At 39.5% G+C, this 17986-nt stretch carries 11 protein-coding genes; 2 read left to right on the forward strand and 9 right to left on the reverse strand.

All coding sequences use genetic code 11. From position 1 onward, the window contains the following. Positions 1-5: 5 nt before the first annotated feature. The 8 genes from FW757_RS17585 to FW757_RS17620 form a co-directional block, all read right to left on the reverse strand. Positions 6-1217, reverse strand: a complete 1212-nt coding sequence (locus FW757_RS17585; RefSeq protein WP_182718648.1) for an EAL and HDOD domain-containing protein — start codon at positions 1215-1217, stop codon at positions 6-8. A gap of 118 nt (positions 1218-1335) precedes the next feature. Beyond that, positions 1336-2877, reverse strand: coding sequence for a glycogen synthase (locus FW757_RS17590; RefSeq protein WP_446441525.1), 1542 nt, complete (start codon positions 2875-2877; stop codon positions 1336-1338). A gap of 32 nt (positions 2878-2909) precedes the next feature. After that, a complete protein-coding gene (glgC, locus tag FW757_RS17595; RefSeq protein WP_149980163.1) occupies positions 2910-4211 on the reverse strand; it encodes a glucose-1-phosphate adenylyltransferase in 1302 nt (433 codons plus the stop codon). A 14-nt stretch (positions 4212-4225) separates the two neighbouring features. Beyond that, positions 4226-6751: a glycogen/starch/alpha-glucan phosphorylase gene (locus tag FW757_RS17600; protein WP_404699233.1), complete on the reverse strand. Its 2526-nt coding sequence runs from the start codon at positions 6749-6751 to the stop codon at positions 4226-4228. Further along, positions 6741-8801, reverse strand: a complete 2061-nt coding sequence (glgX, locus tag FW757_RS17605) for a glycogen debranching protein GlgX (RefSeq protein ID WP_145235917.1) — start codon at positions 8799-8801, stop codon at positions 6741-6743. Before glgX ends, FW757_RS17600 begins: the two co-directional genes overlap by 11 nt. Continuing rightward, positions 8785-11013 (reverse strand): 1,4-alpha-glucan branching protein GlgB, encoded by a 2229-nt coding sequence (gene glgB, locus FW757_RS17610; RefSeq protein ID WP_446441526.1) that lies wholly within the window; start codon positions 11011-11013, stop codon positions 8785-8787. The genes glgX and glgB overlap by 17 nt, the downstream gene beginning before the upstream one ends. After that, positions 11014-13011 (reverse strand): 4-alpha-glucanotransferase, encoded by a 1998-nt coding sequence (gene malQ / locus FW757_RS17615; protein ID WP_182784493.1) that lies wholly within the window; start codon positions 13009-13011, stop codon positions 11014-11016. 10 nt (positions 13012-13021) lie between these two features. Beyond that, on the reverse strand, positions 13022-13321 hold the full coding sequence (locus FW757_RS17620) for an isoamylase early set domain-containing protein (protein ID WP_182718642.1): 300 nt from the start codon (positions 13319-13321) through the stop codon (positions 13022-13024). Positions 13322-13971: 650 nt separating this feature from the next. On the opposite strand from FW757_RS17620, the gene FW757_RS17625 reads away from it, so the two are divergent. Together FW757_RS17625 and FW757_RS17630 are read left to right on the forward strand one after the other, a co-directional pair. After that, positions 13972-15885 (forward strand): putative bifunctional diguanylate cyclase/phosphodiesterase, encoded by a 1914-nt coding sequence (locus FW757_RS17625; protein WP_446441527.1) that lies wholly within the window; start codon positions 13972-13974, stop codon positions 15883-15885. A 91-nt stretch (positions 15886-15976) separates the two neighbouring features. Continuing rightward, on the forward strand, positions 15977-16900 hold the full coding sequence (locus FW757_RS17630; protein ID WP_182718640.1) for a hypothetical protein: 924 nt from the start codon (positions 15977-15979) through the stop codon (positions 16898-16900). Here FW757_RS17630 and FW757_RS17635 read toward each other — a convergent pair. Then, the gene (locus tag FW757_RS17635) at positions 16897-17922 is read right to left on the reverse strand and encodes a GGDEF domain-containing protein (RefSeq protein ID WP_182740066.1); all 1026 of its coding nucleotides are present in this window, start codon (positions 17920-17922) and stop codon (positions 16897-16899) included. The two genes, FW757_RS17630 and FW757_RS17635, sit on opposite strands and share 4 nt — an antisense overlap. Between the last annotated feature and the right edge of the window lie 64 nt (positions 17923-17986).

Here is a 17986-nt window from a genome sequence, read left to right on the forward strand (position 1 = left end):
ACTTATTAGTTGTGCTTATGTATGTTTGACCAGTCTAGCGCATCTCGATAAAACTTCGGCAGTAAATCACTATTTATGTTAATAAATACAACTGCTTGCTCCATAGCCCACCAGCTACCTGATTCATACGCTTTTACTGTTGCAAGGATATAATACAGGGTGTTTTTTTCTTCCATTAGAGCGTCTTTGATTGGTTCTGGAAATGGTAAACGAAGGAGTAATTGCTCCATTGGGCGATCTAATATTGCATCCAACAACGAAAAAAGACCGGTTAAAAAGGCACTATTCGCTTGCGAAGGCGCTATCTTTTTCGCTATCAGCTCACAAAATCGCGCCCGAATGATACACATTTTGATCAATTCGTTAGGTTTCGTTTGTCCAACGTGAGCGGTAATGATCAAACTAACAAACTTCTTTATATGATCATGACCTAAATAGACTAAAGCCTGTTTGAGTGACTCTATTTCTTTTTGGACAGGAAACACACCGCTGTTGATCAATCTTAATAACTTAAATGCTAACGCTGTATCTAATTGAAACAATCGCGCAATCGCATTGATATCAGGATGCTCTTTCATAACTTGTGCATAGATGGTCAATGCTAATGCATAGTTTATATCAATGTCTTTTTGTTGAATGACTACCGGCTTGGCAAAAAAATAACCCTGAAAATAATCAAAGCCCATCTTATGAGCTATTTTAAAATCATCAATAGTTTCGACTTTTTCAGCAAGCAACTTTAGCTTTTTGTATTTTTGCAGCCGTCGAATCATCGGTTCAATTTGCTGCAAAGGAGTTATTTGAATATCAAATTTGATTAATTTAACAAGTTTTAAAAACCTTTCCCACTTAGGCTCATATACAAAATCGTCAAGTGCTAACACAAAGTTTTTATGAAACAGCGCACGACATAGCTGGTAGTTTTCTTCTGTCGGCTCAATTGTTTCGAGCAACTCAAGTACCACATCTTGCGAAGGCAAAAATGCACATAAATCCATTTTTAAAGAATCAGGACCGATATTAATCAGTGCTTTTTTACCAGCAGTAATATGTCGAGTGCCAAAATTAAGCTGATTTTCCATGATCAGTTTTGCTGTTGCGACGCTTTCGTCAATATCTGGAAAACAATTATTGGTACTATTACGAAACAATAATTCATAGGCAACTACATGTTGTTGACGATTGAATATTGCTTGGCGCGCAACAAATACTTGCACTTTTTCACCCTTAAACTCGACTATTGATGGTTAGTTACGAAATAAAACACAATACTAAGTAACTAAATCATAATGTTATTGCAATCCATTATAGCTAGTAAGATGATAAATAGCAGTATTAATTATAAAGTTTACTGATATAGTCCTTTGCTACATAAGACCATGTAAAGCGAGCAGCCTTAGCATTGCTGACAATTTCATCCCATTGTTTGGGTTGTTCTTGTCTCAGAGTAAGAGTATTAGCAAAACACGTTACCAGCGCCTCGCTTTGTGTTTGTAATGTGTCACCACTAAAGCTAAAACCATTTTCCAAATGAGTAATAGTATCTTTTAAACCACCGACTTGATGTACTAAGCAAGGCTGCCCTGCTCGCATAGCAAGCATTTGGCTAATACCACATGGCTCAAAGGAACTAGGCATCAAGAATAAGTCCCCTAACTCATACAGTAATTCGCCAACGCTATTACCATAACCCTTTAAAAATAATAAGTTACTATTTCGTGCCATGGCGGCTGTCATAACATCTTCAAGGGCCGTGTCACCGGAACCTAAAATGATCATACGTCCTTGCTGTTCATTTAACTTTTCACACAATGCATCAAGCACTTGCTGGTTTTCGTAGGGTTGGCGCAGTAACAAAGCTTTTTGATCGGTTAGGCGTCCAACACTGGTGACTAAAGGCCCTTTAACTGGCTGCTCAATGAACTGCTGTAACCGTTGATGAGCTATATAGTAACTGCTTTGCAGGTTTACTTCTTTAGCCATCCAAACAAACAATGCCTGCTCTATCTCAAAGTATAATTGTGATAGCGTACTGGTTGACTGTGCATTATGCTCAGTGTACTCACAGCCATTTAATATTCCGACGACTTTATTGTTCGCCATCGCATTATTCAAATCGCGCTCTAAGCCTTCACCACCAAAAAAACCATTATGCGGTTCACTGGCTTGCAATACTTCTTGTGCGTAGCTTGGAGATACTAAATGTATCTTATCAACTAAATTGATAGCGCTGCGCATCGGATTAAAGCAATGAGGATAACGCGGATCGCATAATATCTCGCCGTTATAACTTAACGCCGGAAACCATGCTTCTAAACTTGAATCATCTCCTTTGAATGGGCGGATCCCTTGCAGTGCAATATTGTGTACTGTAAATACGCTGCGCAAAGAAGAAAAAGATGCAAACCGATGATCAAACTTTAACAATACCGCCACACACGCGCTGTGCCAATCATGCAAATGCAACACATCAGGACGAGTGATCACACCTTGCAATAGCGCTTCACACACTGCAGCATTAAATAATGCAAACTTAGTGGCATCAGTGGCAAAAGGTCGGTCACCATCATCATTACAGTATACAGCGCCATGGTGCTGACTAAATAACGGATGTGATAGTACTAATTGCCTGACTTGCTGCTGATCAACATATACTTGCCACACTTGAACATCATAGATATATCCGGCAAAGGGCACATGGAGCGTGCCTAATTGCACACGCTCTAACGTGGTAAAACCATAATCTGGAATAACCACATCAACGGTTAAGCCAAGCTCCGCTAATGCTTTGGGACAATCTCGTAGTACATCTGCAACACCACCCACTTTGGCATTTGGTAAAGCGTCATTTTCGGCCGCAACCATTAATACATGCATCTTTTTCTTACTTCCTACAACTGTATGATATTTTAAGCTAATTGTTTACTCTCACGCTCTTGGCGCTCAAGTTTTTTGGAAAGTTCTGTGAGCATTTCACGGGTCACTAACACAATACCCTTTTTAGATACTCTGAAACCATTTTCTTCGTCTGCTTTACGATCAAAACCGATTTCAACACCGGCTGGCACTTCACATCCACGGTCGATAATAGCACGGCGAATACGGCAATTACGTTGAATAATCGCACCTGGTAATATCACCGACTCTTCAATGACGCAGTATGAGCGAATATGTACATTAGAGAATAACAGTGATTTACGAACCACCGAGCCTGAAATAATACAGCCGCCTGATACGGTTGAATCTACAGCCATGCCACGTCTGTCATCATTATCAAAAATAAACTTAGCCGGTGGCAGTTGTTCTTGGTAAGTCCAAATAGGCCAAGTTGGGTCGTATAAATCCAGCTGTGGCTCTGGCATCACCAGTTCCATGTTTGCTTCCCAGAATGAGTCAAGTGTACCCACATCACGCCAATAAGGTTGGCCGTCATGACCTGGCTCTCGAAATGGAAAAGCAAATACATTATGCTCTTCAATAATTGCCGGAATAATATCATGACCAAAATCACGGCCTGAACCTTCGTTTTCTGCGTCTTTTTTTAGTTGTTCAAATAAGAACTCAGTATTAAATACATAATTACCCATTGACGCTAAACAAGTGCCCGGACGACCAGGAATTGAACTTGGCATTTTCGGTTTCTCATCAAAACGACGTACTCGTTTCTCTTCATCTACCGTCATCACACCAAATGTTTCTGCGGCTTCTTCGCAAGGAACTTCAATACAGCACACCGTCATGTCTGCACCTGTTTCAACATGTTTTGCCAATAAGCCGCCGTAATCCATACGGTAAACATGATCGCCAGATAAAATCATTACATACTTAGGTAGCTCATGACGAATAATATCCATATTTTGGAACACCGCATCTGCAGTGCCGCAATACCATTCGTCACCATAACGCTGTGATGCCGGTAATATCTCTACCGATTCACCCAGTTCTTTTTTAAAGTGGCCCCATGCACGGTTGACATGGCGGATCAGCGAGTGCGATTTATACTGTGTGGCAATCCCAACACGACGAATACCTGAATTAATACAGTTTGATAGCGGGAAATCGATAATACGATGTTTGCCACCAAAATAAACTGCCGGTTTGGCCCGCCAGTTTGTTAATTCATGTAAGCGTGAACCTCTGCCCCCTGCTAAAATCAGTGCGTAGGTTTCTCGTGTCAGACTACTTATGTAGCGATTTGCATAACTTGGCATAATTTATCTCCGTATTAATCTTTGCTGTTGCTTACGGCTGTGTCGGCCGAACTAGATGTTGTTAATGCTTCCAAATGCCAAATATCATCACTGTATTGGCTGATCGTTCTATCACTTGAAAAAGTACCACTGGCCGCAGTATTTAAAATACTCATTTGCGTCCAATGCTGTTGATCTTGAAAAGCGTGTTCAACCGCCTTTTGTGCTTGTACAAAACTATCAAAATCGTGGGCAACCAACCAAGGATCATGTGGGCTTTTGATTGCACCAATAATGTCGTCAAATAAACCAGGTTCGAATAAATTAAAGTGCCCACTTTCAAGTAATTGCATAACACTTAGTAAGTCAGGCGTATTATGAATAATGTGTAATGGGTTGTAGCTTTGTTTTATTCCCTCAATTTGTTCCGCTTGTGCGCCGAATAAGAAGAAGTTATCAGCCCCTACTGCATCGCGAATTTCTATATTAGCACCATCTAAAGTGCCAATCGTCAACGCCCCATTCATCATAAACTTCATATTACCGGTACCAGATGCTTCTTTACCTGCGGTTGAAATTTGTTCAGACAAGTCTGTTGCGGGGCAAATCGTTTCCATTGCTGTAACATTATAATTTGGTAAAAATGCCACCCGTAAATAAGGCTGAGCAAGCGGATCTTTGTTGATCACATCTGCAACATTATTAATTAGCTTAATAATGCGCTTAGCCATGTAATACCCCGGTGCAGCTTTTCCTCCTAGTAATACACAGCGTGGCACTAAATTGGCGGTATCGCCACGACGGATCCGGTCATACAAGTGAATTATGTGTAATACATTCAGTAATTGGCGCTTATACTCATGAATTCGTTTAACTTGCACATCAAATAGCATGCTAGTGTCAAATTCAACACCACAACGCTCTTTGACTAAATCAACTAGCCGTTGTTTGTTTTCAAGTTTGACGCTTTGCCATTGTTTATGGAATTTAACATCATCATAATAGCGACGCAGCTGGCTAATTTGCGCAAAATCCCTCACCCAATCTTGACCAATTTTTTCACCAATCAACTGTGTTAGTTTGGGGTTACAATGAGCTATCCACCGCCTTGGCGTTACACCATTAGTTTTATTGTTGAATTTTTCAGGCCACAATTCATAAAAAGTTTTAAACAAACCTTCTTTAAGTAATTCTGTGTGCAATGCTGCTACGCCATTAACTGAAAAACTGCCAACAATGGCTAAATACGCCATTCTTACTTGTGGATCTGAGCCTTCTTCAATTAAAGACAACGCTTGTTGTTTTGCAACATCCCCCGGCCACGCCAACGCAACTTGAGCAAGAAAACGTGCATTTATTTCATAAATTATTTCAAGAATACGCGGTAATAAACGCGCAAATAATGACACAGACCACTTTTCGAGCGCTTCTGGAAGCAACGTATGATTGGTATACGCCATGGTTTTTGTGGTGATCTGCCATGCAGCATCCCAATCCAAGTCATAATCATCAATCAGCAATCGCATTAACTCTGCAACAGCAATACTTGGGTGGGTGTCATTAAGTTGAAAAACATGAAAATCAGCAAAATCACTAAACTTTTCACCATGCTGTGATACCCATAGACCAACAATATCTTGTAAGCTCGCCGACGATAAAAAGTATTGCTGCCTTAAACGTAGCTCTTTACCATTTTCGCTGCTGTCATTAGGATAAAGTACCATGGTGATTTGTTCGGCAAGGTTTTTATGCGCGACGGCTTCTGAGTAACTACCGGCGTTAAACTCACCTAAATCAAACTCATCAGTGGCTTCTGATTTCCAGAGTCTGAGGGTGTTAACTATGTCATTTTTATAGCCAGGGATCGGCACATCATAAGGGACAGCTAATACATCTTCAGTGTCTAACCATTGTCGATGAATGCGTCCGTTCTTATCAGTATAACTTTCAACATGGCCAAAAAACTTAACACGCTTGGCTTGCTCTGGTGCGCTCAGCTCCCATGGATGCCCTTCACGTAACCAATTATCAGGCTGCTCTATTTGATGGCCATTTTCGATTGACTGGTTAAACATGCCGTATTCATAACGAATACCATAACCGGTTACAGGTAATGCTAAACTCGCACAACTATCTAGAAAACACGCAGCTAAGCGGCCTAAACCACCATTACCTAACCCAGCGTCATGCTCTGCTTGCGCAACATGTTCAATGTGAGCGCAATAATTATTAAGTGCAAGTTTGACTTGCTCTTCTAAATCTAAATTTAAAATGGCATTACCTAGTGCTCGGCCCATTAAAAACTCAAGTGATATATAAGCCGTTTTACGACGCTTTTCACTGTGCATTTGCTGTTTTGTTGCTCGACAACGAGCGACTAATCGATCGCGAATTGTCAACGCTAGTGCGTTATACAAATACAGTTGAGACTTTCCGACCTTATCGCGCCCAAGGGTATAATAGAAATGGCGTGATAAATCATCTTCAAGGGTACTTTCATCTATTAAAGGGGCATCTTGCCAACCTTTAGCAACACACATTTGTTCACCATTATTCGCCATTACATTCGTCCTCTAAATTGGCTGTAAAAACCCAACTGCTTTGTGCAGCAACCTCAAACTGTTCTGTATTTTTAACCATTGCTTGATCAACACTGCTAAGCGCTAAACGCCATACCGATAAATCGTGATTAGCAGGTAATTGACATTTAACTGCCACATTACTGGCATTCAAAATAATGAGTAATGCCGTATTTAGTTGTGTATCTTTTAAGCTATACATCAAAAACTGTTTTGAACCATCATGCCAGTCACTTTCTTGCATGGCTTGGCTTTGCTCGGTATACCAATCAACACTAAATCGCTTATCGCTATCGTGTAAAAATACACTGTGTTTAAACACACAGTGTTGCTTTCGTAAGGTCAATACATCGTCAATAAAACGAATGAGGCTGTGGCTACGCTGCGAGTCTTTCCATGCCAGCCAACTAGTGCGGTTATTTTGACAATAAGCATTGTTATTCCCTCCTTGCGAGTGCCCCATTTCACTGCCTGATGACAGCATAGGCACTCCTTTGGAAAGTAGTAAGGTAAGTAAAAAGTTTTTTTGTTGTTGTAACCGCATGGAGGTAACTTTTAAATCATCAGTAAAGCCTTCAACACCGCAATTAAACGAATAATTAGCACTGTGCCCATCGCGGTTTTGTTCACCATTTGCTTCGTTATGCTTTTGTTCGTAACTCACTAAATCGGTTAAAGTAAAGCCATCATGACTGGTTATAAAATTAATACTATTCAATGGCCCACGGTGATTATGATCAAACAAATCAAAAGAGCCATGTAAACGTTTTGCAAGATCAGCCAGCATATTGTGCTGCCCTTGCCAAAAGCGCCTAACAACATCACGGTATTTATCATTCCACTCACGCCAAGGCGCAGGAAATGCTCCCAATTGATAACCACCAGGGCCTATGTCCCAAGGCTCAGCAATTAATTTCACTTGGCTTAACACTGGATCTTGATTGATTGCTTGTAAAAAACTATGGGTTTGGCTAAAGCCATGCGGCGTCCGTCCAAGAATAGTTGCTAAATCAAACCTAAAACCATCAACACCCATTATTTCTACCCAATAACGTAAGCTATCGAGTACCATTTTCAAGCTAAATGGGTCGTCTATATTTAAGGTATTACCACACCCAGTGTCATTGATATAAACTTCAGGGTTATCGTTAACACTACGGTAATAACCAGGGTTATTTAGGCCGCGCCAAGATAACAAAGGACCGTCGCTACCAGCCTCTGCGGTGTGGTTGTAAACCACATCTAAAATCACTTCAATACCCGCTTGATGAAGTTTAGTAACCATTTGTTGAAATTCACCAATTTCATCAGTTACTAAGTAATCTTTATTTGGTGTAAAAAAATTTAATGTATTGTAACCCCAGTAGTTTTGCAGGCCTTTGGCGGTTAAAAACTGTTCGCTAATAAAACTATGTACCGGTAACAATTCTAAAGTGGTTACGCCAAGTGTACGTAAATGCTCTATAAAACTGGGATGGCTCAAGCCCAAATAGGTACCTTGTAGCTGACTTGGAATAGAGGGATGTCGTGCTGTGGCGCCTTTAACGTGACATTCATAAATAACCGTTTCTCCCCAACTATGGCCCGGTTTTTTACCTTGATAAGGCTGCAGCTGTGTGACTTTAGATTTAGGGATATCAATGGCGTTGTTTACCGTACTCAAAGTACCTTTAGGCATTTGCCCATAGTGGCGTTCACTCCAGGTAAACTCACCAAATAAATCTTTTGCATAGGGGTCAATTAACAATTTTTGGCTATTAAAAAACAATCCTTTTTTAGGTTGATATTCACCTTCTGCGCGATAACCATATAAAGTGCCCATAGCCAGTGGGGTTATATGTAAACTCCATATCCCCCCTTCATTATTATTCATTGCTAACTTTAAAACTTCGGTATGACCACTGGCATCAAATAAACACACATACAACTGTTTAGCCAATGGCGCATAAACGGCAAAATTTACACCGTTTGTTAATACACTGGCTCCCAGCGGAAAAGTTTGCCCTTTATTTAATTCAATCGATAAACTCATCAGCCACCCTTCTTAAATAAACCGTCGCAAGCGCTGGCAGTGAGAGTTTAATGCTATGTTGATGCCCGTGGCATGGAGTTGCTGTACTGGTTGTTTTAGCTGATTGCCCACACACTTGTACTCCAGAGCCAAATAGCTGTTCGTCATCGGTATTTAAAATGACTTCAAATTCACCTGAGCTTGGTACACCAATACAATAATCATGATAAACCGTTGGTGTGAGGTTACTTACCACAACCACGTAATTACTGGCTTTCTTAGCAAAGCGAATAAAACTAAAAATACTTTGTTGAGCATTTTGATTATCGATCCAGCTAAAACCTGACGGATCAGTATCTAGCTGATGTAAAGCTGGAACATCGCGATATACTTTATTGAGCTGCGCGATAGTTCGTTGTACACCTTGATGCGATAGATGCTCAAGTAAATGCCAATCAATTGATTGATCATGATTCCACTCGCTACGCTGGGCAATCTCACCGCCCATGAACAGTAATTTTTTGCCTGGATGCGCCCACATAAATGCATAATACGCGCGTAAATTTGCAAATTTTTGCCAATCATCACCAGGCATTTTTTCAATTAATGAGCCTTTACCGTGCACCACTTCATCATGGCTTAAAGGTAAAATATAATTTTCACTATAGGCATACACCATCGAAAAAGTTAATTCGTGATGATGATGTTGGCGATATAAAGGATCGCGTTGCATATAGTGAAGGCTGTCGTTCATCCAGCCCATATTCCACTTGTAACCAAACCCTAAGCCATCATGATTCACCTGACGGGTAACACCAGGCCATGCCGTTGACTCTTCAGCTACCATCATAATGCCGGGGTTATTAGCATAACAACGTAAGTTAACTTGTTTTAAACACTCAATAGCACCAAGATTCTCACGTCCGCCAAACTTATTCGGGATCCACTGTCCATCTTCACGACTGTAATCAAGGTATAGCATTGAGGCAACAGCATCGACACGTAATCCATCAATGGCAAATTCTTCTAACCAATACATTGCATTAGCAACTAAAAAGCTGCGAACCTCTGGGCGATCATAGTTGTAGATATAGGTATTCCAATCTGGATGGAAACCTTGACGCACATCGGCATGTTCAAATAAATGTGTGCCATCAAAACGATGCAAGCCATGTGGATCACTTGGGAAGTGGCCTGGAACCCAATCAATGAGTAAACCAATGTTAGCTTGGTGGCATTGCTCTACAAAATAACGAAAATCATCCAAACCGCCAAACCGACTCGTTGGTGCAAATAAGCCAACTGGCTGATACCCCCAAGAACCATCAAATGGAAATTCACTGATCGGCATAAGTTGGATATGCGTAAAGCCTTGCTCAGTGACATAATTAATTAACCGCTGTGCTAATTCTTGATAAGTTAAATAACGATCTCCCTCTTCTCGCTGCCAAGAACCTAAATGCACTTCATAAATAGAGATAGGTGCATCAATCGCGTTGCGTTTAACACGCTGACGTTGCATTTTATCAGTTAGTTTAATTGCTGCGGGCCGAGTTTGAAGTACTGAAGCAGTGCCTGGTGCTTGCTGCATTTTAAATGCAAATGGATCAGCCTTTTCGAGCACTTCGCCACTGAGTGTTGTTATAGAAAACTTATAACACTGACCTTCATTTAGCTCTGGAATAAATAAGTCCCAGACTCCAGACGCAGGGTTAAAACGCATAAAGTGTTGGCTTTGCTGCCAGTGATTAAACTCACCAATAACTGAAACACTGCTTGCATTAGGTGCCCAAACGCTAAAACGTACACCTGCAACACCTTTAAAATCAATAAAGTGGGCACCAAGATGGCGATATGCGTGCTCTAATGTGCCTTCATTAAATAAGTACATTGCACTATCATCTAGGCTGCTATCAAAACTATACATATCTTCACAAATAACCTGACAATCGCTGTAATCTACCACTAGCTGATAAGCTGAAATATCTTGATTACTAAGCTGTGCTATAAATAAATCTGAATCACCATAGCGTGTGCTAACAATCATTTGCTGAGGCAGTTTAATCGTTAATTTTGTTGCCCCGGGCATATAACAGCGTATTTCACTGTGCGTGTCAGTAATTGCATGTACGCCTAAAAAACTAAACGGATCTTTAAAACAGCCGCGCTTTAAAGCATTAACTTGTTGATCATAGTGCTGTGACTTTGCGGTTTTACGAACAATACTGTTCATTTAATTAGTCCTTATGGAATTAATAGCACTGAGAAATGCACTGTGACGAGTTAATATTTGTTCACTTGAATGCGTTAATACCCGACGCCAATTAGGGTATTCTTGATCCGTTCCAGGAATGTTTACAGGTAATGTTTGCTCATCTAAATCATCGAGCTGAATAGTAAATAACCGCGCTGGTGCAGCGGCCAAGCCTAAGGTCAGCGCCTGATAAACATCACTTGCTGTACTGTCCACAAACAAGGAGTGCTCTGCACATCCTGACAGAAAACGCAGTAGTCGTTGTTTTTCAATTTCTCGGTCTGCATGCAGTTGAGTTAACTGTTGTTCATCAATTAATTGATATTTTAATTTCAAAGTAAGATCAAGCCCCTGCCACCAACCAAAGAAAGGCGGTACATCATGGTTTGCAACCATTAACAATGATTGTGGCGCAAATGACTGAGCCGCTAAAAATTCACCTTGATAATCTTTTTCAAAATAGAATAAGCTATTTGAAAATATTGCTTTATCTGCAAGTGCAGCTTTCACCTCTGGTGGAACAACCCCAAGATCTTCACCAATGACAATACATTGATTCAAATGGGATTCTATTGTCAGTACCGCTAATAAATGCTCAAATGGATAATACACATAGCAACCATCTTGTTGCTGTTGATGCTCAAAACACCACCATAAACGGCGGATAGCCATAACATGGTCAATACGTAAGCCACCAACGTTTTCCATATTGGCACGGATCAATGCTCGGTAGTAGCTAAAATTATTATCGCTGAGCTTAATCGGATTCAATGCTGGCAATCCCCAGTTCTGGCCATGCTCTGCCCATGGATCAGGCGGTGCACCTACATAAGCAGAATCGGTAAACAACGATTGTTGATTGAGAAACTCGCTGCCATCACCGGCGCAACCCACCGCTAAATCATTGATCAAACCAATACTCATTCCCTGCTCTCGGGCGGTAGTTTGGCATAATTTTAATTGCACATATGCTAGCCATTGCAAGTAGTAAGCAAAGTCGCTGTCAGTAACTTTTAAGGTCGCAAGTGTCGAACCATGCTGTTGACAAAAATCGCTGAAGTGTTGTTTGCGGTGCTCACTCCCATGCATACAAAAATGCTGGTATAGCAAGTTAAAGGCTGCGTATTTGAATTCACTCACTGCACTGTAATTAATATACTGCGACTGCAGAGTCCGCTTTTTAAAGTCACTCGCATAGCTGCTTTGTAAATACGCAGTGATATCGGGGTTATTAATGCTGTCATCGCATAAATCAATTGATATATAGAGTGGGTTTAATAACGCGCGATTATTTGGACTGTAGGGACTTGCTCGCTCTGGTTGCTCGGAAAATAATAAATGCAGTGGATTGAGTAAAATATAATCCAGTTTATGACTTGCTGCTTGCTCGGTCAGCGATAATAAATCGGCAAAATCGCCTATCCCTAGTGCTGCATTATTTTTTAAACTATAAAGTTGAATTGAAAGCCCGCTTTGCTTTTTATCTGTCACTTGGAAACTATACTTAGGTGTCACCCACAGTTGAGTTGTCGCCGTTAAACCTGCAACGCTAATATGCGCATCATGATAACCAATTGGCAATAATGGAAGCGGAAAAATAAGCTCTAAATAAGTGACATCGTTAAATAAATAATCGCCACTGCATTGCAAATCAGCTAATTGGTGAGTAATGCTGGGCAAATCAAGCTGTGCAAATGATACGGTACATTGTTGCCCTAGCATACGCCTATCAATACGCACTTTAACGGCTGGTTGTTCAGCACATACCAAACTACACTCTGGTACTAGTTGCAGCCACTTATTGGCATCTAAGCTGATATTTAAATGCGCTATTTGAGCGTGATCTGTAACATCAACACCACAACAACTGAGTGCCGCACTGCGGGTTGCATCGCTAAAAACCACGTGTTCACCGGTATATTTGGTGTATTCATAGCCAATACCATGTAGATAAAAAAGCTGTGAAAGAGACTCCATTTACCGCGCCTTAAATACGTTGTGTATTGACTATACTATTTTCTGTACCAAAGCTGTTTGCTATGTATCCATCAGCATGGTGATCATTATCCCAAATAGTACCATTAACTAAATATCGAAAATGAAACTGTTGATCGTTCGGTAAGCGCTGTTTTAACTTAAAACATTGCTCTTTTTTATTAAACTTCATAGTAACAGGTTGCCAATCAGTAAATTCACCAACTAACTGAACTTGCTCAGCCTGAGGATGCTGAAATTCAAATGTAACTTCAGCTTCATTTTTAGTTTTAAAAAATCGTTTACTTAACATAGTGGGCTCCAAAGTAAACCTTAAGGTCAATTAATCCTTGCCACAGAAGTGCGTTCAACTACTCAACATACGCAGGGCTGTAAAATGTATTTTTATTAGGGCGTGTAACTTTTCAAGCTTGAAATTTGTTCAACTTTCAGACTGCGCTTGGTCGTTATGCTACGTTATCGCACAATCTATGTAGATAAAACACTACTATGTGCTCTGATTTGCCTAACAATCAAACATACTGCAGTAAAAGTAACCTCGAAAAATAAACACACCCTAGTTAAACAAAGTTATATTTATGCTTTATGACAGTGCAATTAAAAAAATATCGCACCAAATATGTGCAAATAAAACACAAAACACTCACCTCATTATCACCAATTAAATGAGAGCAAGAACTAAACCAAGTTTAATCACGGTCTGAATTATGACCTTTAAAGTAGTTAACAAATAACCGCTGGTAAAGTGAATTTATTTAATGATTAAATTGAGTAAAAGTTCGGCAAACATCGATAAAATAACACTTAACAGGAAAAGGGTTGCTTTTACAAGACTATTGTAAAAGAAATGTTTTGTCAGTGACTCTGACAAACTATATACTGATAAAATTATGTAATACCTAATAAAAAACTCATATAATTGGGATAAAATGGTTTAATGGAATGACTAAATTTTTTCGCTTACTCAGTATTGCCTTTATTGCTATGTTTATTTTTTGCTACGGCATGAATATTTTATTGACCAAGCAAGTCAATACCATTAACCCGCAACAATCTAGTATTGCCACTCGCGCTTTTGATACTGCTACCACCCAATTAACGATGCCCTCTTGGTATAATCCTATATTAAATGGCCATTATATTGTTCGCAAAGATGGTACGGATTATTTACTTATTAAAGCAACAGACGCACAATTTATTACTGCCCAAGTGTCATCAATGCTCAATGCCACTATTTTGTCACCCATAAACTTTATTTTATTGATTTTAATAGGTTTATTTTTAACGTGGTATTTTGGTAAGCAATTAAACATTAAACGCGAAAAACAATTAATAGAACAACTTAATACACAAACAAAAAAAGTAATCGAGTCATTTAACATTCAACTTCCTGAGCTTGAGCATGCAACAGAAGTTACCCGCTTAAGCCAAGCAATTAATGCCTTAACCAGCCATGTAGCCAATTATGCTCGTGAAACTCAAACCAGTATTTGCCAAGATAAATTGACCTTGTTAATTGACCGTCACGCTTATATTGAGCACTTAGACCGTCAACTCAGTGGTGCTGAACTCACAAACATTCACTGTGCCTTGTTATTTATTGATTTAGATGGTTTTAAGCAAGTAAATGACTCTTTTGGTCACAGTTTTGGTGATGAAGTATTGATTCAAGTAGCCGAACGCCTCGCAAGCGTATTACGCCATCACAAGCTTAATGATATCAATCCCACCAGTCTGCTAGAGCAAAATCTAGCACGTTTAGGGGGCGATGAATTCTCTATTTTTATTAATAACATTGATTCCAGTTCTAAAAGTTTGGATGTTGCACAGCATGTATTAAACGAAATAGAGCGAGACTTTGTACTAGGCAATAAACTAATTAAGATCAGTGCCAGTGTCGGTATTGCGGTTTATCCTGAGAGTGCATCAACTCCCCATGCTTTGTTGCAAATGGCGGATGTGGCTATGTATCGTGCTAAAACCGATGGACGTGGTATTTTTAAAGTCTATTCGCCAGAAATGGGCAATAAAATGCGTCGCTACCACTACTTACTCGAAGAGCTGCGTTTAGCGATTGCGTGTCATAATTTTCATTTATCATTTCAGCCTATTGTGCATGTTGAAGATTGCGCCATCGATTACTTCGAAGCATTAGTGCGCTGGGATCATCCTGTTGAAGGGGCTATTTCTCCAGTAGAGTTTATTCCGATTGCCGAAGAATCAAACCTTATATTAGAGCTTGGTGATTGGATAATGCTAGAGTCATGTCGACAAATGGCAGCTTGGCATAATGCTGGTATGCGCAAAGTTAAAATCTCAGTTAATGTCTCAGGCATTCAACTCAAACATCGCCCTATTCACGAATGGGTAATGAAAAAACTCGCAAAAACGGGTCTCCCGCCTACTTCTTTGATGTTAGAGATCACCGAATCAACATTGATCACCGCAAGTCACACTATTATTAATGAATTAGAAAAATTACGAAAAGAAGGCGTCACTATCGCAATTGATGACTTTGGTACCGGTTTTAGTTCTTTAAGCACCTTAGCTGATCTACCTATTGATGTGATCAAAATTGATAGATTATTCATAGCCCAAGCTAATGAAAACCCGAAGTATAATGAAATATTAAATTCAATCAGTGAGTTAGGCTCGAAGCTCGGCCTTAAAATCGTTGCTGAAGGGGTGGAAGAAATCGCCCAGTTTGAATTAGTGAAGCGTATGGGTATTAGCTGCGTGCAAGGGTATTTGGTCAGTCGTCCGCAGTCATCTGTGAGTGTTGGCAGCAAAGTACTACAAGGAAATGTTAATCATATCGCGGCGACAGGCACTGGCGTATGGAGCCTCGAAACTTAACGATTATTCATTTATAGTCTTATTGGCATGGAAATTCACCTTAAAATAGATAATAATACTCAATAACTTAGTATCAGATTCTACTTCCTCCATGCTTAAAAAAAGTATTTATTCATTAATCTCAATCATCATTTTGGTGAGTATTGTACTTACCAGCATTTCAATTTATACCTTATACAGCAAAAAGAAACTCAGTGTTGATCCTAAACTCAAAGAAATATCGGGGATCGAATTTGATAAATTCAAGCGCTTGTGGGCAATAAATGACAGCGGTGATGATCCAAAACTTTATCGCCTCAACGAAGATGGCTCTATCGCCAAAGAGGTCCTTGTTACTAATGCGAAAAACATTGATTGGGAAGATATGACTCAGAATGACTTTGGGCACTTCTTTTTAGGTGACTTTGGTAATAATAAACAAGAACGTAAGTGGCTCACTATTTATAAAATAGAAAATCCCATCGACATCAAAACTGATACCACCGAAGCTGAAATTATCAAGTTTACTTATCCAGAACTTGACGGTAGCCCTATCACACCAGATAAGCGAAACTTTGATCTAGAAGCATTTGTTGCCTTTGGCCGTCACTTATATTTGTTTACTAAAAACCGTACTGAGCCGTTTGATGGCATTACTAATGTTTATAAAGTTGGCGATCATGCAGCTAATTTTGATGCGCAGTTAATAGATTCATTTAAAACCTGTACAACAATGGAAAAGCTTTGCTGGATAACCTCTGCAGCACTGAGCCCCGATCGTACAAAGTTAGTATTATTAGATTCAACAAGCATTTGGTTATTTGAAAACTTTACTGGTGATAAGTTTTTCTCAGGGGACGTATCACGAATAGATTTGGGGATTGTGACTCAAAAAGAAGCGATTACTTTCTATGATGAAAATACCATTGTATTTACCGATGAAGAATTTAAAGGAATTGGCGGTAACGCTTATGTCATTAAACTTGATGAAGTAACAAAAACTATCATTAAGAAAATACCAAAGGCGTCAGATTAAAATAAATCTATATCCGTGCTTTTATCATTTGAGTCAATCAAGTTGTTCTCCATTAACTGTTCATAAAAACACAGCCTATTGCGACCATTTTCCTTTGCGTAATAAAGTGCCTTGTCCGCATTTTCTAACACATTAATAGGAAAGTCGTAAGGGCTGATGCGACACATGCCAATACTAACGGTCATATTTTCAACAAATGGAAAATGAGTTTCTCTGATCATCTCCATAAACTCATTCATTTTCTTTTCAATCGACTCAAAATTGGTGGGTTCAAACACGATCACAAATTCCTCTCCACCAAAGCGAAAAATCAAATCGGTTGAGCGTAGAAAGTGGCGCATTTTTTGTGCAAGCAGCAATAAAACTTCATCACCACAAACATGACCAAAGCTGTCGTTTATTTTTTTAAAGTGATCAATATCAAGCATTGCCAGCCAAGATGTTGAGCTGAGCCTACGCTTGCGATTGTTATCCATTTTTGCTGTTTTATGCTGTTTTATTACTTGCTTTTCAATTAGCTGCTTTATTTTTTTATCAAATGTTTGTCTATTTAACAGACCAGTGAGTTGATCCCGTTCATTTTCATGCAAGATAAATAAATAATTTTCATAGATACGGCAAAAGGCATTAAGCAACACTTGATCCGCACTTTTTAAATCTTTACATACAACCGCAATAGCGCCTATCGGCTTATCTTGCAAAGAAATTGGTAACCAACGCTTCTCAATGCCATCCGCTGATTGTACAGTAATAATGCATGCTGAGCGCAAACATGACAACAGTTCTGGCTCTGGTGAATCGACTACTTTACGTTGTGCCCATTCAAACTGATTACCATTAATTACTTTTAACGATATGCTGCGCTCAATCGTTAAATCAGTGTGTACGTCTAAATCCTTATAAACTACAATTTCTGTACAACCAACAAATTCTTGGATCGTCGAGATCAAGCTATATTCTAATGAATCTACATCACGGTTTTTAGTTATTTTAATAACAGAATTTAATAAGTTTTCTTCCATAGGGATCCTATATTCAAATAACTGAAGATTCTTAATTATGATTAATTACCCGAACATAAGTTCT

The sequence above is a fragment of the Pseudoalteromonas sp. 1181_04 genome, from assembly GCF_052850545.1.

Bases quoted from the DNA above. Each gene is read 5' to 3' on its own strand.
- FW757_RS17590 (WP_446441525.1), bottom strand. From the start codon at position 2,877: ATGCATGTATTAATGGTTGCGGCCGAAAATGACGCTTTACCAAATGCC.
- glgC (WP_149980163.1), bottom strand. From the start codon at position 4,211: ATGCCAAGTTATGCAAATCGCTACATAAGTAGTCTGACACGAGAAACC.
- FW757_RS17600 (WP_404699233.1), bottom strand. From the start codon at position 6,751: ATGGCGAATAATGGTGAACAAATGTGTGTTGCTAAAGGTTGGCAAGAT.
- glgX (WP_145235917.1), bottom strand. From the start codon at position 8,801: ATGAGTTTATCGATTGAATTAAATAAAGGGCAAACTTTTCCGCTGGGA.
- glgB (WP_446441526.1), bottom strand. From the start codon at position 11,013: ATGAACAGTATTGTTCGTAAAACCGCAAAGTCACAGCACTATGATCAA.
- malQ (WP_182784493.1), bottom strand. From the start codon at position 13,011: ATGGAGTCTCTTTCACAGCTTTTTTATCTACATGGTATTGGCTATGAA.
- FW757_RS17620 (WP_182718642.1), bottom strand. From the start codon at position 13,321: ATGTTAAGTAAACGATTTTTTAAAACTAAAAATGAAGCTGAAGTTACA.
- FW757_RS17625 (WP_446441527.1), top strand. From the start codon at position 13,972: ATGACTAAATTTTTTCGCTTACTCAGTATTGCCTTTATTGCTATGTTT.
- FW757_RS17630 (WP_182718640.1), top strand. From the start codon at position 15,977: ATGCTTAAAAAAAGTATTTATTCATTAATCTCAATCATCATTTTGGTG.
- FW757_RS17635 (WP_182740066.1), bottom strand. From the start codon at position 17,922: ATGGAAGAAAACTTATTAAATTCTGTTATTAAAATAACTAAAAACCGT.